This is a genomic window from Rhodococcus sp. no. 34, from assembly GCF_054589475.1.
Window position 1 is genome coordinate 64,750 of sequence record NZ_BAAILK010000047.1, and the last position, 25,830, is coordinate 90,579.

Here is a 25,830-nt window from a genome sequence, read left to right on the forward strand (position 1 = left end):
GAGATTCAGCTGGGTGGCAATACGCGGTCGAGGAACGTATTGCTGAATACGCGGTGCGGGTCGTGTTCGTCGAGAGTGCCGAGAGCGAAGTCCCAATTCCCGTCGCCACCGGCACGGAAGGTGGCAGGCACTGTGCTGGTGAGGAATTCGTCGTCCTGGTACGCCGCCTGATCGGTGAATGCCCACCCCTTGGACCACTCCGGACGGAAGGTCGCGTAATCGCCGGAGTAGTTCGCGACCATCCACCGTTCCATTTCGCGAAGGAACGCAGGCAATCCCGCGGTGCCGGGAATCGAGACCACGTTCATCCAGATCGCTGTGTCCCAGTCCTGACGATCCGCCCGCGGCCGCACCGCTGACAGGTCCGGCACTCCGGCGCTGTCGACCAACACCTCGCCGTCATCGTCGACACCGCAGAGACGCACTTCGAACGGCATGTTGACGGGATACTGCCCCAACGACGCGTAGTGCGTCATTCGTTCGTTCAGCCAACTCGTCATCTCGTGGACGACTCGGCCGATGTTGGACCGCTTGGTGATCACGGCTCCGCCCCCGGCTACGACGCGCAAGGTCGTGTGCCGGAGGTAGAACAGAACGTCTTTCGACCAGCCCCAGAGATCGTCGGTGTCGGTCAGCACCAATCCTGCTGCTACAGCGCCGAACTGAGAGGCGCCGAACAGCGGCGTCGCAGCTTGGAGACCCTGTGCCACCATCCCCAACGGGGTGGTGACTTCTTCGGGAATCGCGTCGGAGAAGAAGTAGTTGTACGGCCCGCTCACCTCTCGGGACTCCGGCGGTTTGACCGGGGTCGGTGTCCAGACCTTGAGCCACGGTGTTTGCGTGAACGGGAACCAGATCGCTTCCACCCGTCCGGATTTCTCGACGAAACTCTCGTAGGTACGCCCTGGCGAACCGGGAGCAGCAAAGAGTTCTTGCCACGGAATGTCGGTGAAACTCTGGCACCGCAGCCGATAATTCTCCCCGGCTTGCAGCGTCACGGAGGTGACGAAGGTTCGACCCAGATGGGCCAGGAAGGCGGTGCTCTCGACGTCCGATCGGTGAAATGTCTTCAGTGCGTACCGATTGATGCCTTCGTCCCACGCCACCACCGTGATCTCGGTGATCAGGTTGCTCAGCGAACCATACGATTGACCAGGGGTGATCGTCTCCCCCACCGCCGGATAGGTTGCCCCGTGAGCACCGATCGCCAGCGCGCCGGCGATGGACAGCTCACCGATCGCCGGAGAGTTGGCCCAGCCGAGCCCTTCTCGCTCGAGCGCTGTCAGAATCGCTTCGATACTGGCGCCGGCGCCCGCCGTGACCGTTGCGGGCGTGCCGTGCTGCACCACAACCGAATTCAAGTTGGCCATCGTATCGACCAGCAGAACTCGATCCGAAGGCGCGCCGGGCACCACCGTCAACGGACTCCACCCGTGCATCGTTCCCTTCGCACGCACTGTGTACCCGTTGTCGAACGCCCAGTTGGCGAGGGTGACGACGTCGTCGCTGTGACGTGCCGTGGCCGTCCACACGCTGTCGAGCATGATTTCTCGCGACCAGTTCGCGTACGCCTGCTGTGACAACGGAATGTCCGACGGAAATCCGGGCGGTGGCGCGATGGTCGATGCCGAACCCCAGGGAACTGCTCCCGCCGGCGCCCAGGAAATGCCCGCGAGAGCAGCTGCGCCGGCACTCGCTGCGAGAAATCCGCGCCGGCTCACACCGTCTTCGCTCGAGCTGTGCTCTGCCATGCGCTCTGCTTGATGCACCACTGCTCACTCCGTCAGCCGACTCGGTTCATGTCAGGGACGAACGTAGAACAAATATGATTACGATGCCAGTGGTTCCGTAATAAAAGTTTTCCGAAGCTCACTGCACCATCGGAGCGAATACCGCGTAGATCGCTTCCGGGGCACCGTCGAACGCACTGATGACCAACCAGGCAGTCAGAACCGTCAGAGCCGGCCCGATCAGAACCTTCTCGAGGTTCCCACCTGCACGGATGGACAGGAATGACGGCAGCCGTTGTTCCCACCATCGTTTGCCGCCGAGCGGAATCAGGGGCGCGAGAAACGGCACCCCTTCCTTGGTGATCGCATCGCCGAGACAGTGCGTGGCGCAGCCCAGTGCCACCGCAACACCTAGCCCCGTGGATCCAGCCTCACTCGGATACCACTGCCAGGTGAGGGCAGAGAGCACCAACGCAACGGCGGAGACCGCGAGCCAACCCTTCTCCTTGGCCAATTCACCCGCCAATCCACGGATGGCCAACCCGAGGCAGAAGAACAGGGTGATGATGATGGCTGGCTTCCCGAACTGAACAACCAGCGCCGAGACCCCGGCACCCAACCCGGCGGCGAACAGCGCGGTGTGCGTGAGCGTCCGATGCCCACCACGACGCTTGCCGTCCTTCTTGCCTTTGGTGATGCGGTAGAAGGTCACCGAAAGTGCGTCGATGCCTTTGGCCAGAGCCTTGCTGAGCGGACCGAATGATCGCGAAACCGTCGACTGACCGGTATCGAGGTCGGGAAGCAAGGCGGCTCCGGCACACACTCCGGCAAAGGTCAAAGTTTCCGCAGTGGATGTGGGCCCTCCCCAGTCGAGAGGCAACAACTCCGCAACCACCAACCCCACAGCAGCACCGGACATTGCGTGGGTGGGGCCCATGACCATGAAACACAACACCTTTCGAAACGCGCCCCGCATCAGGCCGTACCGCACCCTCTGCAAGACACCACACACATGACGCCGTCGGCGACGGCCCCGGCATGCTCGCCGAGACCGCCCCGAACGTAGCAAGTGCTACCGACAGGCTTAACCAACCTCCAGACCCAGTTGAGTACGGCCGTACCGTTCCAGGTCAAAGCGGTTCATGCGGAGCTTTTTTCGCTCGTCAGCCCGCGGCAACCGTGCATGACAGGGCAACGCCTTCCTCCAGCGGAGCGACACCGGCCATGTCGAGCACCTCTGCCGGAACACCTTCGGTGGTCGGAGCCCATTCGACGGTCGGCAACGCCGGCACCCCTTCACGCGCAACGAATGTCGCAGCTTCGCTCGGCACTTCGATAGTGACTGCGGCCGTACCGGCCTCCTCCGCGCGCACAACCTTGCCCTCGTCGATGAGCTTCTGCAGCTCCTCGTCGGAAATCGGCGCCGCGACACCACACGCTACTTCGGGAGCCACACCCAACTCGGCTGGAGCGGTCGCGATCGATCGCACCGCCACCGGTGACCCGTCGGAGATCGGGTTGGAAGCCCAGGCGATTCCCGGCGCCACTGCCATACCGAGGACCGCCACGGACGCCACCACCACACCGGTCCGGCGGGCCCGCTTGCCGTTCACTTTCAATCGCGTCATCGTTGTTCTCCTTGATCGAACGTTCTCGAGTTCTCGGCGCGGTCGCATCCGAGAAACCCGAGGTTATGAAGCCAACACTGCAGATCTGTTGTCGGTTTCTTAGGAGTTGATGAGAATGCGGCGGCCCCCGCTCCGAGCGGGGCCCCAGGCCTTGATCCGATGGCACCATGGCTGGGGTGAGTACACGCGAGCGCATCCTGATCGTTGACGACGACGCGAAGGTTCTGAATTCGCTCGAACGTGGACTTCGATTGTCGGGCTTCGATACGGCAACTGCCGTCGACGGACGGTCAGCTTTGTCGTCGGTGAACAAGCAATGCCCGGCCGCGCTTGTACTCGACGTCAACATGCCCGGTCTCGACGGCGTCGGGGTCGTGACGGCATTGCGCGCGATCGGCAACGAGGTTCCGATCTGCGTACTCAGCGCCCGAAGTTCCGTGGGTGATCGCATCGCAGGGCTGGAGGCGGGCGCCGACGACTACCTCACCAAGCCCTTCGAATTGGCCGAGCTCGTCGCCAGACTGCGCGCATTGCTTCGACGCACGACGCGAGCCACCCCGTCGGTCGACCATCCGATCACGGTGGGACCGCTGACGGTCGATCTCCGTGGCCATCGAGCGCACATCGACGGTAGGCGAATCGAACTCACCAAAAGAGAATTCGACCTGTTGTCGGTACTCGCCGAGCATGCCGGAGTCGTACTCAGTCGCGCACAACTCCTGCGACTCGTCTGGGGTTACGACTTCGCCGCCGACACCAATGTCGTCGACGTCTTTGTCACCTACCTACGCAAGAAACTCGAAGTCGACGGAGCGCCCCGCGTGATCCACACAGTGCGTGGGGTGGGCTTCGTCCTGAGGGCCGAACGATGAAGCGGCCGCTGTCACTTCAGACTCGCGTAGCCATCGCCTCGGGCCTGGCCGCCGGAATCGTGATTGCCGCGATCGGAATTGCGTTCGCGGTCTTTCTGCGTGTCAACGGATCCGAACAACTCGAACGCACTCTCGATTCCGTCACCCTGGGCGTCGCGGCGAGTGCGCCGAGCCCGCTATTCATCGAAACACCAACTGCAACAACAGAACCATCCGTGGTCAGCCCCGGATTCAACGCCGCGACCGTCAGCGCCTTGGCTACCACCGATGTTCGCAGTCGTGATGTTCTGGTGCCCGGCGACAGCGGCGCCGCACTGGCCGTCAGCATCCCCGAAGACCCACTGACCCAGGCAATCCGTGAGCAGCAGTTCCAAGTGGCCGCTGCAGCAGTGGTCGCCATCCTTGCCGCGGCCGGGCTTGGTTGGTTCCTCACCGGCCGAGCCGTCCGGCCACTACAGCAATTGACCGAGACCACCAGTTCGATCGGCAACAACCTCGACGTCGACGGACTCTCGCGCCGGGCACCGTCGGTACGTGGAACGCGAGAAGCCGAAGAACTGTCGGAGGCAATCCACAGCATGCTCAGTCGCATCGAAAGCGATCGAAGCCGCACCGAGGAGGCGTTGGAGTCGGCACGCGATTTCGCTCGCGTCTCCGCCCACGAACTGCGCACACCTCTCACGTCGATGCGTACCGATCTCGAAGTTCTCGCAACACTCGATCTCACGGAAAGCCAACGGCGCGAACTGTCCGGCGAATTGTTGGAAGCGCAGCGCCAGATCGAGCGCACCCTGACCGACCTCGAGACTCTAGCCCTGGGTGACGTGGCCGATCCCGAGGATTGTGCCGACGTCGATCTCGTCGAGGTTGCCGATCGCGCCGTCGCTGACGCCGGCCGTCTGCACCCGCAGGTCGACGTTCGTTTGAAAGCACCGGAAGAACTTTCGATTCAGGCCTTTCCCGCGGGTATCCGTCTGGTGCTGACCAACGCCGTCACCAATTCCGTTCGGCACGGCAATGCCGACGAAGTCGAGATCACCGTCCGATCAGGGGCTGCGACGGGTTCGGCGACGGTATTCGTCGACGACAACGGCACCGTGATCGCGCCTTCGGAACGCGAAGCGATGTTCGAGAGATTCGTTCGTGGTACCGGTGCGGGCGACGCCGGAAGCGGTTTGGGACTGGCCCTCGTCGCGCAGCAGGCGAGGCTGCACGGCGGTAGCGCGCGACTCGACAAGAGCCCACTCGGCGGAACTCGATTGATCTTCTCGATCAACCCAATTCGACGTGCAGAGCCTCGAGCAGCGGCTTGGCCGCCTCGTCGAAGAATCGGTCTTGGGTATCTCCACCGATCTGTACCAGTGCCACATCGGTGAATCCGGCGTCCGTGTATGCCTTGACCGCTTCGACGATCACATCGAGATCGGGACCACACGGAATGCTTTCAGCTACATCCTCTTTGCGCACGAACTGAGTCGCACCCGAGAAGCTCGCCGGCGTCGGCAGTTCGGAGTTCACGGACCACCCTCCGCCGAACCACCGGAACTGCTGATGAGCTCGTGCAATTGCCGTGTCGCGATCAGGGTCCCACGAGATCGGAATCTGACCGATGGTCCGGCCTGCGGGAGCCAATCCGTATGCTCGGCCGTGCACGTGCTTCCACAAGTGCACTAGCTCCGAATCCGGTTGCACGGCAATCAGATCGTCGGCCATCGGACCGAAACGCTCGACGGACTTGTCTCCGGACATGGCCAGCGCCAGCGGAACCGGGTTCTCGGGGAGATCCCAGATCCTGGCGGACTGGACGTCGAAGTACTCCCCCTTCCAGCTCACCAGATCTCCGGCGAGCAGTGCGCGAATGATGCTCACCGCCTCCTGCAGCATGTCCTGGCGGGTGTCGATGGACGGCCAACCCTCGCCGACCACATGCTCGTTCAGGCTCTCGCCACTTCCCAATCCCAGGGTGAAGCGTCCGTCCGCGAGGATCTGGATCGTCGCAGCTTTCTGAGCGACGACGGCGGGGTGGTACCTCACGGTCGGACAAGTCACGTACGTCATCAAACCGACTCGCTCGGTGGCGTGGGCGACTGCCCCCAGCACCGACCAGGCGTAGGGTGCATGCCCCTGCTCGGTCAGCCACGGCGAGTAGTGATCACTCATCACTTCGAAGTCGAAGCCGACTTCTTCGGCCCGAACTGCATGGCGAACCAGTTCTTTCGGACCTGCCTGCTCCGTCATCAAGGTGTAGCCGAATCGTGCCATCACTGATCAACTCCCGGTATCTAGGCCTGAAACGAGTTCGGAAATCACACTGCCGTCGAGGTGGTCGAGGAGGTCGCGGGCGTCGTCGTACACGGCAGCCGCACCCGCACCTTCGAGTTCGTCGGTCGACATGCCGCCGCTGCGCACTCCCACAGCCACAACGCCCGCCCATGTCGCCGCCTTCATGTCCCAGACGGCATCCCCGACCATGACCGCATCGCCCGCGTCGACACCTGCCTTCGCGAGCGCGACCTCGATCAGGTCCGGATCAGGTTTGGCCTCGTCGACGGATTCCGAAGAGGTGGCGGCGTAGATCATTTCGTCGATGTCGAGCGTCCGGCGTAGCAACTTCAGTTCGTCGTCCGGCGCCGAGGTAGCGAGCACCACGTGCAGTCCGAGCGAGTGAACTCGGCGGATCAACTCGCGCGCTCCCGGCAGTACTCGGAGACGGTCGGCCGACTGCCGGTAGTACGTGGTGTGAAGTTCTTTGGCTCGCGGTCCGCACCCGTCGATGTCTTCGCCGAGCAAGGACTCCAGTAGTTGGTCTCCGTCCATGCCGATGCTGCGGTGTACCCGCCACGCGTCGACCGGGCGACCTACCTCGAAGAAAGCTCGCGACCACGCTTCTACGTGCAGATAGTTGGAATCGACGAGCGTTCCGTCGATGTCGAAGAGAACCGCACCTATTGCCATGGGAATTGACTGCCCAACACCTCGGTTCGCGAAACTTGTGCCCCGAGCATTCTCAGCTCGAGAAGCGGATCATGGAGAGTGCGAACAGCAGAAGTGCACGTCGAACAGGGGTGTCGTCATGGAGTCAGTCGTTGTATTCCTTCTCGCATGCTTCGTCTATTGGTTTGCGCTTATGTAGTTGGGTAGACGGAAACGGACCGCTGCCGGGAAGTGATTTCCCTTGCAGCGGTCCGCATTCGGTAGACCTAGGCGATGCTCATGTCAGCGGGTCACTGACCTGCGCGTACACCTTCTTCGACGCGCTTGCCCAAATCTGCGTCGACGTTCTTCCAGTACTCGAAGACACGCAGCAGAACTTCTTCGCTGACGCCGGCAAGGGCGTGGCCGACGATGTTGCTCACCAGGCGCTCACGAGCTGCGTCGTCGAGAACTTCACGGACCAGCGTTCCGGCCTGCGTGAAGTCGCCGTCCTCGGCGTGCTCGATGTATCCGGCGCGCACTGCCTTGCCGTCGAATGCCCACAGTCCTTCGTCACCGGCAACCGACGGATCGGCATGCGGTCCGCCGTACGAGTTCGGTGCGTACACCGGCGTCGACGGGGAATTGAAGCTGTAACGCATGGCGCCCTCCTTGGAGTAGGAGTTCACCTCGTTCTTCGGGGCATTGACCGGCAGGTCGGCGTAGTTGGTGCCGATGCGGTAACGATGTGCGTCGGCGTAGGAGAAGACGCGGCCGAGAAGCATCTTGTCCGGGCTGAATCCGATGCCGGGCACCACGTTCGACGGCTCGAAGGATGCCTGCTCGATCTGCGCGAAGAAGTTCTCCGGGTTGCGGTTCAGCGTCCACTTGCCGACCTCGATCAGTGGGTAGTCCTTCTGGGACCAGACCTTGGTGAGGTCGAACGGGTTGAAGCGGTAGCCTTCGGCCTCGTCGACCGGCATGATCTGAACCTTGAGTGTCCAGCTCGGGAAATTACCGGCCTCGATGGCGTTGTACAGATCCGCGCGGTGGTAGTCGGGATCGCTACCGGCGAGGCTGTCTGCTTCGGCCTGCGTCAGGAACTCGATGCCCTGATCGGTCTTGAAGTGGTACTTCACCCAGAAGCGTTCACCCGCAGCGTTGACCCACTGGTAGGTGTGCGATCCGAAGCCGTCCATGTTGCGCCAGGTCTTCGGGATACCGCGGTCACCCATCAGCCAGGTCACCTGGTGAGCGGTCTCGGGACGCAGAGTCCAGAAGTCCCACTGCATGTCGTGGTCACGAAGACCGGAGCCGGGCAGTCGCTTCTGCGAACGAATGAAGTCGGGGAACTTGATGGCGTCCTTGATGAAGAACACCGGGGTGTTGTTGCCGACGAGGTCGTAGTTTCCCTCTTCGGTGTAGAACTTCATCGCAAAACCGCGCGGATCGCGCCAGGTGTCCGGGCTGCCCTGCTCACCGGCGACGGTGGAGAAGCGGACGAGTGACTCGGTCTTCTTACCCGGCTGCAGGAACGCGGCCTTGGTGTACTTGCTGACGTCGTGTGTGATGACGAGTTCACCGAAAGCGCCGCCGCCCTTGGCGTGGACGATGCGCTCCGGGACACGCTCGCGGTTGAACTGCGCGAGCTTCTCGATCAGGTAGTGGTCGTGAAGGAGCACCGGCCCCTGAATACCCGCGGTCAGCGATTCGTCATCACTTGCGACCGCGATACCGAAATTGTTGGTGGTGGGCTTGGTCATGGCGAAGCCTCCTAGCGTTGTGGGCTGGGCGTCAGAGGAGCGGGGCTGCATCCGAGCCGAACGCATGGGCTGCATGCGAGGTGGCTGACTCGGAGGTTCTGGACGCATCAATTCGATTCTGCGAGACCGCGTCCGACTCGGTGTCGGATTCGGCAGAATTCTTCAGGCAATCTTGGCAACGGCCCCAGAACACGACCTCGGCTTCGTCGATTTCGAAGCCGTGATTATCGGAAGGTTCGAGGCAGGGAGCTTGGCCGACAACACAATCGACGTCGACGACCTTGCCGCAGCCGCGACAGACGAGGTGATGGTGGTTGTCACCAGTTCTCGTCTCGAACCGCGCGGGCGAACCCGCAGGCTCGATGCGTCGCAGCAATCCTGCGTTCACGCATGCCTTGAGCACGTCGTAAACGGCCTGTGTGGATACCGATCCGAGCTGCTGCCGCACGAGTGCTGCAACAGAATCGGCGTCTGAATGCGGTTGGGCTGTAACCGCATCCAGCACGGCGAGGCGCGGAGCAGTGACCCTCAACCCGACGGCGCGCAGTTGCGCTCGGGGGTCGAAGTCATGCTCTCCGTCTCGCATGTTTCCCAGTATGCCGCTTTTCTGGAATTAGTCAAGAAAAGGATTGCCTAAGTTGAATCGAGGCCGGTGTCACACCTAGCGGCATCACACCCAGTGCATCGCACCCGGTTACTCAGCCCAGGACGAACCAGATCGCCTTGACCGTCTCGTCCGTCTCGTTGCGCAACCGGTGGGGAACGTTCCCGACCAGGTGTATCGCTTCACCCGCCTTGAGCAGCCGACGCATTCCGTCGATGTCGATCGTCAGAGTCCCTTCCAACACGTACCCGTAGTCGTCACCCGAATGGGTCTGCGGTGCATCGCCCGGCGCGGAGTCGGCACCGGGCTCGTACTCCGTCAGGAGGAACTGGACGTGATGGTTCGCGGGAGTGTTCGCCAACCGTTGCCAGCGAACACCCGACCGAAAGGTGAGGCAGTCGGAGATCCGCGGTTCGTGAGTCTTCGTTTCGGATGCGGATTCACGTTCCGGATCGACGCTGTTGCCGAGCAGCACGTCCAACGACAGGTTGAGTTCGGTCGCGATCGCAAAAAGCGTGTTCACCGCGGCCTGACTCTGCCCCAGTTCGAACTGCGACAGGAAGGACGGCGATACGCCGAGCCGCCTCGCCAATTCACGAACCGGGATTCCCTGTCTCGTGCGTTCGGCACGAACCGTCTTGCCTACCGACGTCCCCAAACCGTTGTCCTCCGCCTTCTGTTTGCGCGCCGCCACCTTGGCCGGCGCCGACTTCTGCTGTGCCGACTTCTTCTGCGCCGACTCCATCTGTGCCGGCGTCTTTTGGGGAGTCGTCTTGCGCGGTTGCGATTTCTTCGATGCAGCCGCTGTCGACTCAGCCGCCTTACGAGGTGGCTTTGCGCCGGTTGCCGTCATGTCCGAACTCGCTTCCGTAGGTCTCGGGGACCGCCTGTGCGGAGCCCAAGCCTAACGCTCGACGCAGGAGAAACTTCTGAACCTTCCCACTCTCCGTCCGAGGAAGCGACGCAACGGTCTCGACTCTCTCCGGAGCCTTCTGAACGGCAAATCCTTCGGACAGCAGGAAGATCCGCAGATCTCGAACGCTTGGCGGATCACCGTCCGGAACCACGAAAGCGCACGCGCGCTCCCCCAGCTCCTCGTCCGGATACCCGACCACTGCCACCTCTCCCACATTGGGATGAGCCTCGAGGGCCCACTCGATGTCGGCAGCGCTGAATTTCTCTCCACCCCGGTTGATGATGTCCTTGATCCGTGACGTGATCCGGATCTGACCAGGTGCGTCCACGGCGGCTACGTCCCCGGTCCGGAAAAAGCCATCCTCGGTGAACGATTCCTCGTTGATCGAGCTGTCGACGTAGCCGACGAACAGTTCCGGGCCCCGCACCAACAGCTCGTCGTCTTCGCCCAGCCGGAATTCGTTTCCGCCGATCACAGCTCCTTCGTCCTCTGCCTGCAGGTCGATGTCACCGAAAGGATCACCCATGACGAGGGTCGGAAGTTCCGTCGATCCGTAGGTGCGAACAACCGCCGTCCCCATTACACGATGGGCCCGACGCACCAACTCGGGCGGAATCCCGGCCCCACCACACACGAATCGGGTCAGCTGAGATCGTCGATATCCGCCCTTCTCGTAGGCGTCGGCGAGACCACGGAGAAACGGTGTCGCGCTCACGGTGAACGTGCATTGCTCGCGTTCGATCAACCCAACTGCCTCTTCAGGAACCCAGCGTTGCATCAGAACGGTAGAGCAGGCTGCTGCTGCCGGCAGAACTACCGCATACGAAATCCCGGTGATGTGGGGTAACGGCGAAGGCATGAAGATTCGGTCCTGCGTGTCCACGCCGCAATGCGCGATCATGCTCGAACTCTCGGCCATCAGGGTCCGATGTGTGTGCAGCACGCCTTTCGGAGCCGAGGTGGTTCCCGACGTGTAGAGAACGAGGGCAACATCGTCGGGATCCGCGCAGCGGTCGGGCCGGTTCGACTCCATCCCGAAGTCCAGGAAGTCGTCGAATGTTGTGCGTCGCAACCCACCTTCGCCTCGAGCCTCCACCAGACGAACCTCTCGGCCCAGATCACGGAGCACCGTACCGAGTTGCTCGACGTGACGATATCCGCGGTATTCCTGCGGGGCGACGATCACCGACGGCTCAGCTTGCTCGATGATGAAGGACAACTCGTGTGCGCGGTAAATCGGGACCACCGGAAGGAGAATGCCGCCGGCAAGCCACGTGCCCCAGGCCGCAACCACGGATTCCCACCAGTTCGGCAGTTGAACGAGTACCACTTCTCCAGGCTCGAATCCCGATTTATGCAGTGCGCCTGCAAAGCTCGTTGCAGCGTCCACCAATTCCTGGTAAGTCCACCGCACACTCTCGTCGACAAGGGCCAGTGCTTCGGGATCGCGACGCAGGGCGTCGAGAAGCATCTCGGGCAGCACCCCGCCGCCGGTCATTGCCCGCGGGCGGGTAGCGCTCAGCACGACATCACCCGCCGAACGGCTGCAACGATGTCGTCAGGTCCGACTTCCCACTCACGTTCGAGCACCGGCGCATAGGGCGCAGGCGCGTACCGTGCTCCCACCCGCACTACCGGCGCGTCCAGTGAATAGAACCCGGAATCTACTGCCATAGCTGCGATCTCGGCTCCGACGCCGAAGTCCACGACAGCTTCCTGGGCAATGACCATCCGGTTCGTCCGACTGAATGATTCGAGAATCGTCTCCCGATCGAGCGGAGCAATCGTTCGTAGATCGATGACCTCGGCATCGATCCCTTCCTCTGCCAACGTCTGTGCCGCGACCAAGGCGTGCATCGCCATACGCGACCACGAGACAATGGTGACGTCCGAACCAGGTCTCGTCACCGCCGCCTTTCCGATCGGAACCCGAAAATCCTTGCTCGGCAACAGACTTTTCTTCTCGTACAGCAGTCGATGCTCGATGAACATGACCGGGTTGTCGTCCTCGATCGCTGCCCGCAACAACCCGTATGCATCCGCGCCCGAACTCGGCATGAGCACAGTCAGTCCCGGGATGTGCGCCAACAGCGCCTCGAGACTCTGCGAATGCTGACCACCCGACGATCTGCCGGAACCGAACTGCGTCCGCACCACCAACGGCAGACTCACTGCGCCGCCCGTCATGAACCGAAGTTTTGCCGCCTGATTCATCAACTGATCCAGGCACACCCCGAGGAAGTCGAGGTACATCAGTTCCACGACGGGCCTACGGCCCGCCATCGCGGAGCCGACGGCAAGACCCATGATTGCCGATTCGGAGATCGGCGTATCGAGCACTCGACCCGGATACTTTGCGGCCAATCCCCTGGTCAGACCGAAAACATTTCCGCCGGCAACGTCGATGCCGGCAAGAAACACATCCGGATCGGCCGCCAGAGAGTCGTCGAGCGCCGCCTTGAGGATCTTGGACTGCGATACGGCCGCGCCGCCCGCGCCGACACCCACGTCGAGGCGGTCCGGCGGGTAGATGCGACGCGGCGAAAAGATGTACTCCATCACGCTCGACGCCTCCGGTTGCGGCGACGACCGCGCGAAACGCTCCGCCTCGGCGACCACCGCCCTCACCCGCTTGTCCACCAGATCGAGTACTTCGTCCCCGATGCCGAGCTCTCGGAGTCGGCCACGCGTCAGCGTCAGTGGATCGGCCGCGAGAATGTCTCGCGCCATCTCGTCCTTGTCGCGGTACACCTGCGGATCGCCCTCGTAGTGCCCGTGCACCCGCAGAGTCGTGACCTCCACGAACACCGGACCACCGCTGCCTCGCACCTGCTCGTACACCGGCCGAATACCGTCGGCGACCGCCTCGACGTCGTTGCCTGCCAGCGTGATCGATTTCATCCCGTATCCCGCTGCGCGCGCAGAGATCGGGACAGGATGCTGATCCACCGTCGAGGAAAACTCCGAGAATCCGTTGTTCTCGCACAGGAAGATGATCGGCAGCTTCCACAGAGCAGCCATGTTCATCGCCTCGTGGAACGCACCGGTCGCAATCGCCCCGTCACCGAAGAACGCCACCACCAGATCGCCCTCACCGCGATCCTTGGCAGCGAAAGCCGCACCGACGGCAATCGGCAACCCCGCGCCCACGATCCCGTTCGCACCGAAGATCCCCAAGCGGGGATCCGCCACGTGCATCGAGCCACCCCGGCCGTTGTTGGCTCCGGTGACCTTGCCCATCAACTCCGCCATCATCCGGTCGGGCTCGAGACCCTTTGCCAGAACATGGCCGTGCCCGCGGTGCGTCGAGGTGATGACGTCACTGACCCGCGCATGAGTGAGAGCCCCCACCGCGCACGCCTCTTGACCTATCGAAGTGTGAACGAACCCCGGAATGGTGTCGCCCTTGTAGAGCGCCGAGATGCGCTCCTCCATCATCCGGATCAACAACATCTTTTCGTAGGCACACAGAACTTCTTCGCCGTTCACGAGCCGGAACACCTCCAATAATGCTGCGCTCGTTACGAATACATGCGCAGTGGGTGAGCAGGACTATACCGACGGATTTTCCTTGCTGTCCAGTGACACTTGACAAAGGCTGTGAGGTGACTCACGATTACGGAGTACTTCGGATCCGCGACGATCCGCTCGGGGCAGTTGGCACGAGCGAACCGCGTCGATGCCGTAATACGCACGGCGACAAGACCGTCCGTTTTCTTTCGTACCTACTTCCGTTCAGCTTTCACTCGTTACATGAGGAGTCGCGCAATGCGCCGTGAAGATGTCGAATTCTCCAGCGACGGAGTCACCGTTCGCGGTTGGTTGTACCGACCCGACACCGACGACGACGTTCCGGCCGTCGTACTGGCAGGCGGTTGGTGCTACGTCCGCGAATTGGTCATGCCCTATTACGCCGAGGCCTTCGTGACGGCCGGTATGGCTGCGCTGGTCTTCGACTACCGCAACCTGGGCGTCTCGGACGGTGAGCCCCGCCAACATCTGGACCCGAAGCAACAGATTCGTGACTATCAGAACGCGCTGAGCTTTCTCGAGCGCACTCCCGGCATCGACAACGACCGTCTCGGCGCCTGGGGAATTTCCTACTCCGGCGGCCACGTGATGATTCTCGCCGCGACCGATCCCCGGGTGAAGGCCATCGTGTCTCAGATTCCGGTGATCGACGGGTACCGCAACATGCGTCGGATCCACGGGACCATGGGTTATCGAAAGCTGTGGGACGCAATTCTCGAAGATCGCCGACTCCGCTTCGACGATCCGGATCAGCGACTGCACATCGCGCATGCGAGCGAGAACCCCGAGGAAGAACTGTCGTCCTGGCCGTTCCCCGAGACGAAGACGACCTTCGCGGCACTTCAAGCCACCGAAGCTCCTCTCTACCAGAACAGTTCGACCATGGAATCCGTCGATCTCCTGCTCGACTACGACGTCAACTACTTCGTACCCCGGATTCTCGACACGCCGTCGATGATGATCGTCGCCGAAGGCGACGACCTCACGTTGTGGGACTTGGAGATCGAGAGTTTCAACAACATCCCGACTCCGAAGAAAGAACTTGTCGTCCTACCGCACACGTCGCACATGACGCTCTACAGCGATCAGTCCAAGCTCGCAGTAGCGGCCGAACACGCTTCCCGTTGGTTCACAACGCATCTGCTGGCGAAGTAGCGAAATCTCCCGTTTCCTCCACACCTCGAGACAACCTCTCGAGCCCCCTCTTGTGAGACCAAGGATGTGATCATGCCTTCGATCGAATCGAAGATCGTGGACGTCGCGCGAAACGCGACGTTCTCTCATCCACTGACCCGACGTTCCTTCTTCGCCGCAATGGGCGCAGCAGGCATCACCCTCGGCGCAGTGGCCTGCGGAGCAGGCGGCAGTTCCACCAGTACCGCCGCCGGCGGTGGCGCTGGCGCGGGCAAAGTCCAGGAAAAGACCCTCTGCCAGGTCACAACTCTCTCCAACGACTACTTCGTCGCGTTCTCGGACGGCGGCAAGCAGGCGATGGACGCGCTGGGCGTGAGCATGTCCTCGGTGGAGGACCAGGGCAACGTCAACACTGCGCTGGGACAGGTAGGCAACGTCCGCGCTTCGGGCGGCAAGTCGATCTTCGGTACTCCCGCCACCGAAGCTCAAGCGGCAGCTGTCACGAAAGCCTGCCAGGCAGCCGGGATTCTGTATGCCAGCTCGTACACGGCGCCCGCCTGGTACACACCGGCCGACGCGGACAAGTGGGTCCGCTTCATCACACCGCCGTCCACCAAGATCGCCGTCGCAACCGCCAAGGCTTTGTTCGACAAGGTCGGCGGCAACGGAACCATCATTCATGTTCCGGGGCAGAAGGGTTCGTCTTCCGACGATCAACGGACAGCTGGACTGAACGCCGCGGCCAAGGACTACCCGGGAATCAAGATCGTCACCGCGTCGCCGGGCAACTGGACTTCGGAAGACGCGAGAAAGGCGTTCACGAACATCTTGCCTTCGGTGCCGGACTTCGTCGGGGTGTTCGCGCAGAACGACAGTCAAGCTGCAGGAGTCATTGCGGCACTGGACGCCGCGAAGATCACCGGCAAGATCGTGGTCGGATTCGACGGTAACAAGCAGAACGTCGAATACATCGCGCAGGGAAAGCAATACCTGACCAGTGCGACGGTCGGCGGACTCACGGCAGGAATTCTCGGTGTCACCATCTTCGATCAACTCAACGGCGTCGACCTGTCTCTGCCGGAGCGATTCCTTTCACAGGGAGCACTCCTGGTGACTCCGGAGATCGCCGACGACGTACTGAAAACCGTGTACGCACCCACACTTCCGTTCGACTGGGCAAAAATGAGCAAGGCCCTGCATCCTGACGATTGGGACCCGCAGACCGTACTCAACCCGATCGATCCGCGGGAGTACTACGCCGGCGTATCGCAGGACCAATACACGCTGAACAGCGCTTGGAACTCTGCAGATATCACCGGAGTACGCACCGAGTACGCAGCCGCGTTCCGCTCGGGCCCGTTGCTGCAGTACAAAGACCAACTCGTGGCCTGAGAATGAGTGATACGAAGGTGAGCGACACAGCAACCATCAGCTTGCGTGGGGTCTGCAAGAGCTACGGACCCGTTCACGCCCTCCAGGACGTCTCACTCGACGTCAGCCGAGGTGACGTTCTCGGCTTGATCGGTGAGAACGGCGCCGGAAAGTCAACGCTGATCGGCGTTTTGACGGGAACGGTGCGTCCCGACGCCGGAAGCCTCGATGTCAACGGGACACACGTGGAACTCGGCGACTCGCGTACTCTCCGCGAACTCGGAATCTCCGTGGTGGTCCAGGAGCAGTCATTGGTCGATGCACTGCGGGTGTACGAGAACATCTATCTCGGACGTGAGGGCGAGATAGGTGGTTGGGGACCCGGCCGGCGTCGGAGAATGCGCGACGCCGCCCAGTCGCTACTCGACACACTCGGCATCGAGGGGCTGCGCGCCGACGCCGTTGTCGCCGAATTGACCTACCCGCAAAGGCAACTGGTCGAGATCGCACGTGCCTTCTCGCGGATCACCGACGCCACCGAAGCGCCGGTGATCCTGCTCGACGAGCCGACAAGCGCGTTGACCGAGACCGAGGTGGAAATCCTCTTCGCGTTGATCGAGGGGTGGCGCGATCGGGTGTCGTTCATCTTCGTCTCTCACATCCTGCAAGACGTCCTGCGGATCAGCACACGGCTACTCGTACTTCGCGACGGGCGGTCCATCGAAACGCTCTCCGCTGACGGCGTCACGGCGGAGCAACTGCACGAGTTGATGGTGGGTAGCGAACGCAGCGCGGACTACTACCGCGAAGGCGAACAGACCGGAGTGCTGTCGACGAAGCCGTTGATCGAACTCCGAGATGCAAGCTGCGCAGGCGAGTTCGAGTCCGTCGATCTTGTCGTCCGACCGGGCGAGGTAGTGGGACTGGCCGGAGTCATCGGTTCGGGGAAAGCGTCGGTGGCTGCAGCAGTCGCGGGTGCGGAGTCGTTGTCGGCGGGTTCGATTCACGTCGACGGTACTGCGCACGAGCACTGGTCGGTTCCCGCTGCCGTGGCAGCCGGAGTCTTGTACGTCCCGCCGGAGCGTGCCCAGGACTCCCTGTTCCGCAGCGCGTCGATCAGAAACAACATCTCGATCGGCTTCCTCGATCTCCTCCGCCACCCGTGGACGCGGCTACTGCGTTTACGGACCGAAAGGGAACGGACGACGCAGTTAGCCCGCGCGCTGCAGGTCAAGGCCCCGTCGTTGTCGACGCCCATCGGGGAACTCAGTGGCGGAAACCAACAGAAGGCGATCTTCGCTCGGTGGCAAGGTCGCGAATGCAAAGTGCTGGTCCTCAGCGATCCGACGCGTGGAATCGACGTCGGAACGCGAGAGGAGATCTACGGTTTGGTCCGGTCGATGGCTGCATCGGGGGTCGGTGTGCTGCTGTGCGCCGAATCCCTCGAAGAAGTGATCGGAATGTCCGACCGAATCGTGGTCATGAAGGACGGAGTCATCAGCGCAGAGCTGGCGGCCCCTGCAGAGCACAAGCCCGCCGAAGTCGACGTGATCAAGCACATGATGTGAGGAATGCAGTGACCCAGACACTCTCGAAGCAATCGCCGGCCAGCGATGCCGCAGCGCCGTCAGGCGCGCGCGGTCTGCTGTGTCGACTCGATCAGCACCGCAACATAGTTGTACCGACGGTTGCAGTGCTGGTCCTGATCATCTATTTCCAGTGGCGCACGGAAAGTTTCATCACTGCGACGTCCGCGCAGAACATTCTCAACCAGATGGCTTTCCTGACCGTGCTCGCGCTCGCCGGCACGTTTGTCATTCTGATCGGTGGTATCGATCTTTCGGTGGCGGCGACGGCCACTCTCGCCGGAATTCTGATCGCCACGTGGATCGACAAGTTCGGCGGCCCGTTGGCGATAGTCATGGTGATCGCCGCCGGGGCGGTGGTCGGACTGGTCAACGGATTGATCACGACAATGCTCAAGGTTCCGTCGTTCCTGGTGACGCTGGGAATGATGTCCGTACTCGACGGCATTTCCAACACCGTCTCCAAAGGCGGTCCTGTTTCCTATAATTCGAATCTTCTCCAGAGCCTGGTGAACGAGTCGATGATCCCCAACGTCCCCAACGGGGCACTGATCGCAATCCTGCTGACCATCGGCGCGACAGTCCTGGCATTCGGTACGTCGTTCGGTCGCCACATGTATGCGGTGGGCGGCAACGAACGCGCCGCGGCACTCGTCGGTGTTCGCGTACGACGCACCAAACTTGCGGTCTTCGCGGTTGCCGGAGCCGTCGCCGCGATTGCCGGAATCATCTTCACCGGCCAGGCCAGCACCGGCGTCCCGATGGGTGCAGGCCCCAGCCTGCTCAATTCCATCGCAGCCGTGGTGGTGGGCGGCACCGCACTGTCCGGTGGCGTCGGCGGCCCACATCGAACGATCCTCGGTGCACTCGTGATCGTGTTGCTGAGCGCCGGAATGGACCTGACCTCGGTCGACCCCTACACACAACTCGTCATCAAGGGCATCGTGGTGATTGCCGCAGTTGCACTGACCATCGACCGACGCCGATACGGAGTGATCAAGTGACCACCAGAGCACGCACCACCGGAAGAGTTTCGGGCAAGGTCGCGTTCGTCACCGGCGCAGCACGCGGCCAGGGCCGGGCACATGCGATCCGCTTGGCCGAGGAAGGCGCAGACATCATCGCGCTCGACATCTGCGCCGATGTCGAAGGCGTTCCGTACTCGCCGGCAAGCGAAACCGACCTCGCCGAGACCGTCCGGTCGGTCGAGGCGGTCGGCGGACGAATTCTGGCCGAGGTGGCCGATGTTCGCGACTTCACCGCGATCAAAGGTGTCCTCGGCCGCGGAGTCGACCAGTTCGGTCACGTCGACATCGTCTGTGCCAACGTCGGTATCAACATCCCATCACCTACACACGAACTCACCGAAAGCCAGTGGGGCACTGTCGTCGACATCGATCTCAGCGGCACGTGGCGAACCGCCAAGGCAGCAATCCCCTACCTGATCGAACAGGGCGTCGGGGGCGCGATCATCCTGACCAGCTCGGCGGCCGGGCTCAAGGGATACGGCAACATCGCGCACTACACAGCCGCGAAACACGGCGTCAACGGGTTGATGAAAACTCTCGCGCAGGAACTGGCTCCCCACCGAATCCGAGTGAACACCGTCAACCCCACCCAGGTCGACACTCCGATGATCATGAACGACGCCATGTACGAGTTGTTCTGTCCGGACATCGACGAGCCGACCCGGGAGGATTTCGCCCCGTTGTCGCAAGCGATGAATGCGCTGCCCATCCCGTGGGTCGAATCCGTCGACGTCAGCAATGCCGTGCTTTTCCTCGCGTCCGACGAAGCCAGGTACATCACCGGCGTCGCACTGCCCGTCGACGCAGGCGTACTCGTCAAATAGCTCTCCGATCACCCACGTACACAACAATTTCAGCAACAGGAGGATCCCCATGACCGGACGATTCGAAGGCAAGGTCGCATTCATCACGGGTGCTGCTCGCGGGCAAGGGCGTAATCACGCATTGCGGCTGGCGCAGGAGGGCGCGAACATCATCGCTCTCGACTCCGTCAAGGACAACGACACCGTGCCGTACCCCTTGGCCACGGAGGACGACCTTCAGGAAACAATCCGTCTCGTCGAAGAAGCAGGCGGCAAGATCATCTTCTCGCACGCCGACGTGCGCAACTTCGACTCGGTCAAGCTGGCCCTCGAAGCCGGGCTCGATCGCTTCGGCCACATCGACATCGTCATCGCAAACGCGGGCATCCTCTCCTTCGGGAACGCGCACGAATTGGACGAGGAGAAGTGGGGCGAAATGATCGACGTCAACCTCAGCGGCGTGTGGCGCACCGTCAAGGCCGCGATCCCCCACATGATCGAACAGGGCACCGGCGGCGCGATCGTCCTCACCGCCTCCGTTGCCGGGCTGCGCGCGTACACGGGTGTCGGACACTATGTTTCGGCCAAGCACGGCGTCGTGGGATTGATGAAGACCCTCGCCCAGGAACTCGCTCCGCATCGCATTCGCGTCAATACCGTGAACCCGACGCAGGTCGACACCGAGATGGTGCAGAACCAGGCGATGTACAACCAATTCGTTCCCGGCACCGACAATCCGGGTCGCGACGACTTCGCCAAGGCCTCCGGCGACATGATCCTCTACCCGATCCCGTGGGTAGAAAACGACGACGTCACCAACGCCGTCAAATTCCTCGCCTCCGACGAAGCGCGTTACATCACCGGCGTCGCGTTGCCCGTGGACGGCGGCGTGCTGGTCATGTGAGTGACCGACCAGTTCAGGAGACTCTCGTGAACCGAGTGACGAAGATGCCACCTCAGCTCTGTGGAGGGACGAGCGTCGCAAACACCCACGAATGCCAGGTTCGACGTGCCAAACGCTCGCGAAACCGTGGATCGTATGCGGACGACCTCATCGACTTCGCAATCCTGTGGCGCCCGTGGAACGGCGCCGCTGCCGAGGACATCTTCGTCACCTTCGGCCTGTCGACGCGGACGTATTACAACCGACTGCGATCAGCTCTGACTGGGCCGGCCGGATCGGACCTATGCACGGCACTGAAAATGGAACTCGCCCAGCTCGGCGCTGCCTGAACTCGTCGGCCCTGCTTGAATCACTACACACCGCGTCGGAAATACTTCACGATCCCCGGGAACAAATCCGGGGAGACCGCCGTTGAACACCGTGTCGGCGTCCGAACAAGCCCCGGGCCCCACCCCTTTTGTCGCTGCGAGCGACCACCCGCCGAGAGGCGCCTGTGGGACGTCGACACCTGACTTTCACACCACACGACCAAGGCCGCCCGGTCACTGACGGGCGGCCTTGGTCGCTTTTTCTCAGGTCAAACCCCCGCTACCGATGCTTGGCCGCTCCCGTAGTCATTTTTCCGCCCAGAATCACGACGCCGTGATGGGTGCCCGCAGCCAACCAGTCCGGCAGGGTCTGCCCCTCTGCCTCGACGCTCACGCGCGCGTATCGGAACGATCCCGTCAGCCTTGCCGACGCGATCGCCAGACCTCCACCGGACTCCGGCTGCGCAAATCCCAACGCCCCGGCAATCGGCAGACGCGGCCCGAGCATCCGCGTATCCGAACGCACCCGCCATCCGTCGCCGGTTGCAGTGAATTTCTGCTGCACGTCTCCGTCGAACTCGGCCAGAACCTTGGGTAGTTGCCAGTGGACTCGCCCACCGTGCACCGACGGTTCCGAATCCACCGCGATGAAAGGGACCGCCATCCGCGGCATAGGCCCGATCCGTTTCCCTGGCGCATGCAAGACCGGACTGGCGAGGATCTCGCGATACGGGCCGACCGGCGAATCGAGGTAGTCCACCATCATGGCCACCGTCATCGGAATCGTTCGACCATCCGGGCCGAGCTCCCGCGCCGCCGACGTACTGCGGTGCCACCACAGTGTCGCGCGAACGCGAGCCGGCCACGGCGGCGGATCACTCACCGGCCAGTCGACGCGGTCACTTGTCGATTCAGGCACGCTCCACATCGGACACCTTCTCAGCTCGAATGGTCAGGGGAAGCCGCAAAGCGCCTGGTGCATGCGTCGGCACCACCGGATCGGACGGCAAAGTCGGATCGATACGTACGTATGGCTCGCCGGTCTTCGGGCGGGCGTCCGCGCCACCCTTGTTCGGCCACATCGCGCACGCTCGTTCCGCCTGCGCAGTGATGGTCAGGGAAGGATTCACTCCGAGATTTGCGCTCACCACCGAACCGTCCATGACGTGCAGTCCCTCATGACCGTATGCACGCAGATACGGATCGACGACGCCACTCGACGCGCTGTCACCGATCGCGCAGCCACCCAGAAAGTGTGCCGTCATCGGGATGTTCACGATCTCGGCGATGGAACCACCCGGGTCGCCGTCGATCTTCTCGGCGACCTTGCGAATGGCTGTATGACCCTGCGGAATCCACTGAGGAGGTGGATCGCCCGGTCCCGGTCTACTGGTGAGGGAGCGCCCGAATCGTTTGGTGTTCTTGGAAAGTTCGAGGGAGTTGTCGTCGGTCTGCATCACCAGCGCGATGACGGTTCGCTCGGACCAGTTCCGTACCGACAACGACCGAAAGAACGCTCCTGGGTGTCGGGCCGCGACCGCCAGAGTTTTCAGTACCCGGGGAGTTCGCCCACCGCCGTCACTCAGGACGGTCTGCAGAAGTCCTATTGCATTGCTGCCCTTGCCGTATCGCACCGGCTCGATGTGCGTGTGATCATCCGGGTGAAAGGACGACGTGATGGCTACGCCCTGCGTGAAGTTCCGTCGACGCGACTTCGACGTTGCGGCCAGTACGGCTTCGGAATTGGTACGTACGACGGTGCCGAGAGTATCCGACAGGCCTGGCAGGGCACCGGATTCCTTCATACCGAGCAGCAGTCTCGCCGTTCCGTAGGTTCCGGCGGCAACCACCACCTGATCGGCGGTGAACCGAACTTCTCGCCGGCGGACGCCGTCCGTTCGCCTCGCGAGCAGGCGGTAACCACCGCTTGCCGCCGGCCGAAGGTCGGTGACGGTCGTGAGCGGATGAACCCTGGCGCCCGCTTGCTCGGCGAGATGGAGGTAGTTCTTGACCAGCGTGTTCTTCGCACCGACTCGGCAGCCGGTCATACATCCCCCGCATTCCGTGCAACCTGTGCGTTCGGGTCCTTTTCCGCCGAAGAACGGGTCCGGCACGGAAACTCCTGCCTCCCCGAAGAAAACCCCGACGGGGGTGGACGTGAAGGTCTCCCCCACGCCCATCTCTTCGGCTACGTCCTTCATCACCGCATCGGCAGGAGTGAAGGACGGATTGGTGCGAACACCCAACATCCGTTTGGCCTGGTCGTAGTACGGCGCCAGTTCGTCGTGCCAGTCAGTGATGTGCGCCCACTGACGGTCTTCGAAGAACCGATTGGGTGGCTGATACAACGTGTTGGCGTAGTTCAACGACCCACCTCCGACGCCGGCCCCCGCCATCACGAGCACATCCGGAAGAAGATGGATGCGCTGAACCCCATAACATCCGATCCACGGCGCCCACAGGTACTTTCGAAGTCTCCAACTGGTTTCGGGCAACTCGTCGTCGGCAAACCGTCGACCGGCTTCGAGCACCCCGACACGGTAGCCCTTCTCCGTCAGGCGAAGAGCGGCGACACTGCCACCGAATCCCGAACCGATAACCACCACGTCGTAGTGCGTCGTGGTCATGCCTCGACGCTTTCGATCTTGCGAGCGGAGTAGTTCTCCCGATCGAAATGCTCCAGCAGCGAACGGAATTTGAAAGTGAACGTCGGCCACTGCACCGAGTTGCGCCCCTCCGGATCGATGTACCAACTCGAGCATCCGCCCTTGTTCCACACCGTGTGCTGCAACTCGTGCTGAATTCCCTTGTTGTAGTGCACCTGCACCGTCTCGTTCACGTCGAGGGCATCGATCCGCTCTCGCTTCATGGTGTTCAAGGCGTCGTTGACGTACTCGGCCTGGGACTCGAGCATGTACACGATCGAACTGTGTCCGAGGTTGGTGTTCGGACCGTACATGAGGAACAGATTCGGGAACCCGCTGACCGCAGTACCCTTGTACGCGCTGGGGCTACCGTTCCAATGTGCGGCCAGCGTCTCGCCACGTTTTCCGGTGATCAGATGCGCAACAGGCGGTTCCGTCGGCGTGAACCCCGTGGCGAAGATGATGGTGTCGACCTTGTGCTCGACTCCGCGTCCGTCGACCACTCCGTTTTCGGTGACCGAGACGAGCCCACTGTCGACCAGACTCACGTCCGCGCGGTCAAGGGTGCGCAACCAGTCGTTGGACAGAAGCATGCGCTTGCAACCGATCGTGAAATCGGGAGTCAGTTTCCGGCGCAACTCCGGATCTTTCACCTGTCTGCGCAGATGGAGACGCGCGGCCACCTCGAAGGCAGGCAGCACCCACGTCGCGTGCGACATCGCGGCACCGAGTAGTTCACGGAAGCCGTAAACCCATCCCCGAACCACCTTCTGCGTAGCGGGAATCCGCGAGTACACGGCCTTCTGTGCGGCAGGTAGGGTGCGATCCATTCGCGGGATCACCCAGGCCGGAGTTCTCTGGAACACGGTGACGTGGGCCGCCGGATCGGCAATTTCGGGAACGAACTGAACCGCCGACGCTCCCGTTCCGATCACGGCTACGCGCTCACCACGCAGTTCGTGTTCGTGGTTCCACGTCGCCGAATGGAAAGTGATCCCGGAGAATTGGTCGAGACCGGGGAAATCCGGGATCTTGGGCGTCGACAACGCTCCGGTCGCGGCGACCAGAGCTTTGGCCGTCAACGACCCTCGAGACGTCCGAATACGCCACAGCGCCGCATCCTCGTCCCACACAGCAGCTTCGAGCTCGCAGTTCAGGACTACGCGTTCCACGATGCCGGTGTCTGCGGCCACCTTCTTCAGATAGTTGTAGATCTCGGGTTGACGAGCAAAGGTATGACTCCAATCGGCGCTCGGCGCAAAAGAATACGAGTACAACGCCGTCGGCACGTCACAGGCACAGCCTGGATAGGTATTGTCGCGCCAAGTGCCGCCGATGTCAGCTCCACGCTCGATCAACACGACGTCTGCAGCGCGGTTGTCGCGAAGCATTCTGGCGGCCAAGCCCATACCGGCAAATCCGGCACCGACGATCAGCGTTTCGACATGTTCGGGAAGCTTCACTTCTTCTCCACTCGGGATTGCCAGGCCGGCAACAGTCGCGCTCTGAGCGCGTCGTCGGCTTCGGATGTACGAAACAGGGCTGAGACGGCAAGCCCACGAACGAGTTCGATGGTGAGTTCGACCGACTCGGAATCGAACCGATCACCGAACAACTCGGCGCTGCCGAACTCGAGCGCCTCACTCACCTTGCGTTCGAGGGGCACCGTCGCCGCATGCAGAACGGGATCGGTCCGCGCCGCGACCCACAATTCGAGGGCGGCATAGAACAGCGGCCCGGAGAACGCGTCCGACAGGACCTCGAGGCCTCGACCACGATCCACTTCAGCGGTGAGGATTTCTTCCAGCCGCTTGTCGACCAGATACTCGACGGCCGCAACGACCAGCGATTCCTTGGTCGGAAAATGATGCAGTTGCGTACCCCGCGAGACGCCTGCGCGGCGGGCGATCTCTTGCGTGCTGGTCCGTGCGTAGCCCAACTCGACCAACGATTCGACGGCGGCGTCGAGGAGGCGCCCACGCATCGCCGCTGTACGTTCGGCCTGGGTACGGCTTACTTTCGCATCGGAAGTGGTCTCGGTCACAAGACAACTGTAGAGCCGAAACGTAAAACAGTCCAGGCTGACTTCAAATC

23 protein-coding genes are annotated in these 25,830 nt (G+C 62.2%); 9 read left to right on the forward strand and 14 right to left on the reverse strand.

The genetic code is table 11. The features are described 5' to 3' along the window. Positions 1-5: 5 nt before the first annotated feature. The 3 genes from ACYP01_RS26010 to ACYP01_RS26020 form a co-directional block, all read right to left on the reverse strand. Positions 6-1,751 carry a cholesterol oxidase substrate-binding domain-containing protein gene (locus ACYP01_RS26010; RefSeq protein ID WP_459683076.1) on the reverse strand — a complete coding sequence of 582 codons (1,746 nt, stop codon included), beginning with the start codon at positions 1,749-1,751 and terminating at the stop codon, positions 6-8. Positions 1,752-1,869: 118 nt separating this feature from the next. Further along, the gene (locus ACYP01_RS26015; protein ID WP_459683077.1) at positions 1,870-2,673 is read right to left on the reverse strand and encodes a metal-dependent hydrolase; all 804 of its coding nucleotides are present in this window, start codon (positions 2,671-2,673) and stop codon (positions 1,870-1,872) included. A 220-nt stretch (positions 2,674-2,893) separates the two neighbouring features. Continuing rightward, positions 2,894-3,358 (reverse strand): hypothetical protein, encoded by a 465-nt coding sequence (locus ACYP01_RS26020; RefSeq protein WP_003943487.1) that lies wholly within the window; start codon positions 3,356-3,358, stop codon positions 2,894-2,896. Positions 3,359-3,525: 167 nt separating this feature from the next. On the opposite strand from ACYP01_RS26020, the gene ACYP01_RS26025 reads away from it, so the two are divergent. Together ACYP01_RS26025 and ACYP01_RS26030 are read left to right on the forward strand one after the other, a co-directional pair. Further along, on the forward strand, positions 3,526-4,230 hold the full coding sequence (locus ACYP01_RS26025; protein WP_003943475.1) for a response regulator transcription factor: 705 nt from the start codon (positions 3,526-3,528) through the stop codon (positions 4,228-4,230). Continuing rightward, on the forward strand, positions 4,227-5,606 hold the full coding sequence (locus ACYP01_RS26030) for a sensor histidine kinase (protein ID WP_204855024.1): 1,380 nt from the start codon (positions 4,227-4,229) through the stop codon (positions 5,604-5,606). The genes ACYP01_RS26025 and ACYP01_RS26030 overlap by 4 nt, the downstream gene beginning before the upstream one ends. Here ACYP01_RS26030 and ACYP01_RS26035 read toward each other — a convergent pair. The 7 genes from ACYP01_RS26035 to ACYP01_RS26065 all read right to left on the reverse strand — a co-directional run bounded on the left by ACYP01_RS26035 (position 5,503) and on the right by ACYP01_RS26065 (position 13,915). Then, complete coding sequence (locus tag ACYP01_RS26035) at positions 5,503-6,492, reverse strand: LLM class F420-dependent oxidoreductase (protein WP_007732341.1); 990 nt, start codon at positions 6,490-6,492, stop codon at positions 5,503-5,505. The two genes, ACYP01_RS26030 and ACYP01_RS26035, sit on opposite strands and share 104 nt — an antisense overlap. 6 nt (positions 6,493-6,498) lie before the next feature. Next, entirely contained in the window at positions 6,499-7,185 is a 687-nt protein-coding gene (locus tag ACYP01_RS26040) for an HAD family hydrolase (RefSeq protein ID WP_064073526.1), read from the reverse strand. 269 nt (positions 7,186-7,454) lie between these two features. Then, entirely contained in the window at positions 7,455-8,906 is a 1,452-nt protein-coding gene (locus ACYP01_RS26045) for a catalase (RefSeq protein WP_003943483.1), read from the reverse strand. 31 nt (positions 8,907-8,937) lie between these two features. Further along, positions 8,938-9,492 (reverse strand): Fur family transcriptional regulator, encoded by a 555-nt coding sequence (locus tag ACYP01_RS26050; RefSeq protein ID WP_378634127.1) that lies wholly within the window; start codon positions 9,490-9,492, stop codon positions 8,938-8,940. A 112-nt stretch (positions 9,493-9,604) separates the two neighbouring features. Continuing rightward, positions 9,605-10,363 carry a helix-turn-helix domain-containing protein gene (locus tag ACYP01_RS26055; RefSeq protein WP_459683078.1) on the reverse strand — a complete coding sequence of 253 codons (759 nt, stop codon included), beginning with the start codon at positions 10,361-10,363 and terminating at the stop codon, positions 9,605-9,607. After that, a complete protein-coding gene (locus tag ACYP01_RS26060; protein WP_459683079.1) occupies positions 10,332-11,951 on the reverse strand; it encodes an AMP-binding protein in 1,620 nt (539 codons plus the stop codon). The genes ACYP01_RS26055 and ACYP01_RS26060 overlap by 32 nt, the downstream gene beginning before the upstream one ends. Beyond that, entirely contained in the window at positions 11,945-13,915 is a 1,971-nt protein-coding gene (locus ACYP01_RS26065) for an alpha-ketoacid dehydrogenase subunit alpha/beta (RefSeq protein ID WP_459683080.1), read from the reverse strand. The genes ACYP01_RS26060 and ACYP01_RS26065 overlap by 7 nt, the downstream gene beginning before the upstream one ends. Positions 13,916-14,194: 279 nt before the next feature. Between ACYP01_RS26065 and ACYP01_RS26070 the strand changes: the two genes are divergently transcribed. The 7 genes from ACYP01_RS26070 (at position 14,195) to ACYP01_RS26100 (ending at position 21,112) form a co-directional block, all read left to right on the forward strand. After that, a complete protein-coding gene (locus ACYP01_RS26070) occupies positions 14,195-15,112 on the forward strand; it encodes an alpha/beta hydrolase (protein ID WP_054187024.1) in 918 nt (305 codons plus the stop codon). 72 nt (positions 15,113-15,184) lie between these two features. Beyond that, positions 15,185-16,483 (forward strand): sugar ABC transporter substrate-binding protein, encoded by a 1,299-nt coding sequence (locus ACYP01_RS26075; protein WP_143542547.1) that lies wholly within the window; start codon positions 15,185-15,187, stop codon positions 16,481-16,483. A 17-nt stretch (positions 16,484-16,500) separates the two neighbouring features. Then, a complete protein-coding gene (locus ACYP01_RS26080; protein ID WP_459683081.1) occupies positions 16,501-18,030 on the forward strand; it encodes a sugar ABC transporter ATP-binding protein in 1,530 nt (509 codons plus the stop codon). An 8-nt stretch (positions 18,031-18,038) separates the two neighbouring features. Then, entirely contained in the window at positions 18,039-19,052 is a 1,014-nt protein-coding gene (locus ACYP01_RS26085) for an ABC transporter permease (RefSeq protein WP_459683082.1), read from the forward strand. Continuing rightward, positions 19,049-19,900 carry a mycofactocin-coupled SDR family oxidoreductase gene (locus ACYP01_RS26090; RefSeq protein ID WP_459683083.1) on the forward strand — a complete coding sequence of 284 codons (852 nt, stop codon included), beginning with the start codon at positions 19,049-19,051 and terminating at the stop codon, positions 19,898-19,900. Before ACYP01_RS26085 ends, ACYP01_RS26090 begins: the two co-directional genes overlap by 4 nt. A gap of 49 nt (positions 19,901-19,949) precedes the next feature. Further along, positions 19,950-20,783, forward strand: a complete 834-nt coding sequence (locus ACYP01_RS26095; protein WP_459683084.1) for a mycofactocin-coupled SDR family oxidoreductase — start codon at positions 19,950-19,952, stop codon at positions 20,781-20,783. 26 nt (positions 20,784-20,809) lie between these two features. Beyond that, a complete protein-coding gene (locus ACYP01_RS26100) occupies positions 20,810-21,112 on the forward strand; it encodes a hypothetical protein (RefSeq protein WP_218695406.1) in 303 nt (100 codons plus the stop codon). A gap of 259 nt (positions 21,113-21,371) precedes the next feature. Here ACYP01_RS26100 and ACYP01_RS26105 read toward each other — a convergent pair whose 3' ends face one another. The 4 genes from ACYP01_RS26105 to ACYP01_RS26120 are packed head-to-tail and all read right to left on the reverse strand — an operon-like array spanning position 21,372 to position 25,720. After that, positions 21,372-22,019, reverse strand: a complete 648-nt coding sequence (locus tag ACYP01_RS26105) for an acetoacetate decarboxylase family protein (RefSeq protein WP_042446642.1) — start codon at positions 22,017-22,019, stop codon at positions 21,372-21,374. Continuing rightward, positions 22,003-23,718 (reverse strand): GMC oxidoreductase, encoded by a 1,716-nt coding sequence (locus tag ACYP01_RS26110; RefSeq protein WP_459683085.1) that lies wholly within the window; start codon positions 23,716-23,718, stop codon positions 22,003-22,005. Before ACYP01_RS26110 ends, ACYP01_RS26105 begins: the two co-directional genes overlap by 17 nt. Then, complete coding sequence (locus tag ACYP01_RS26115) at positions 23,715-25,199, reverse strand: flavin-containing monooxygenase (RefSeq protein ID WP_459683086.1); 1,485 nt, start codon at positions 25,197-25,199, stop codon at positions 23,715-23,717. Before ACYP01_RS26115 ends, ACYP01_RS26110 begins: the two co-directional genes overlap by 4 nt. Beyond that, complete coding sequence (locus tag ACYP01_RS26120; RefSeq protein ID WP_202427151.1) at positions 25,196-25,720, reverse strand: TetR/AcrR family transcriptional regulator; 525 nt, start codon at positions 25,718-25,720, stop codon at positions 25,196-25,198. Before ACYP01_RS26120 ends, ACYP01_RS26115 begins: the two co-directional genes overlap by 4 nt. Between the last annotated feature and the right edge of the window lie 110 nt (positions 25,721-25,830).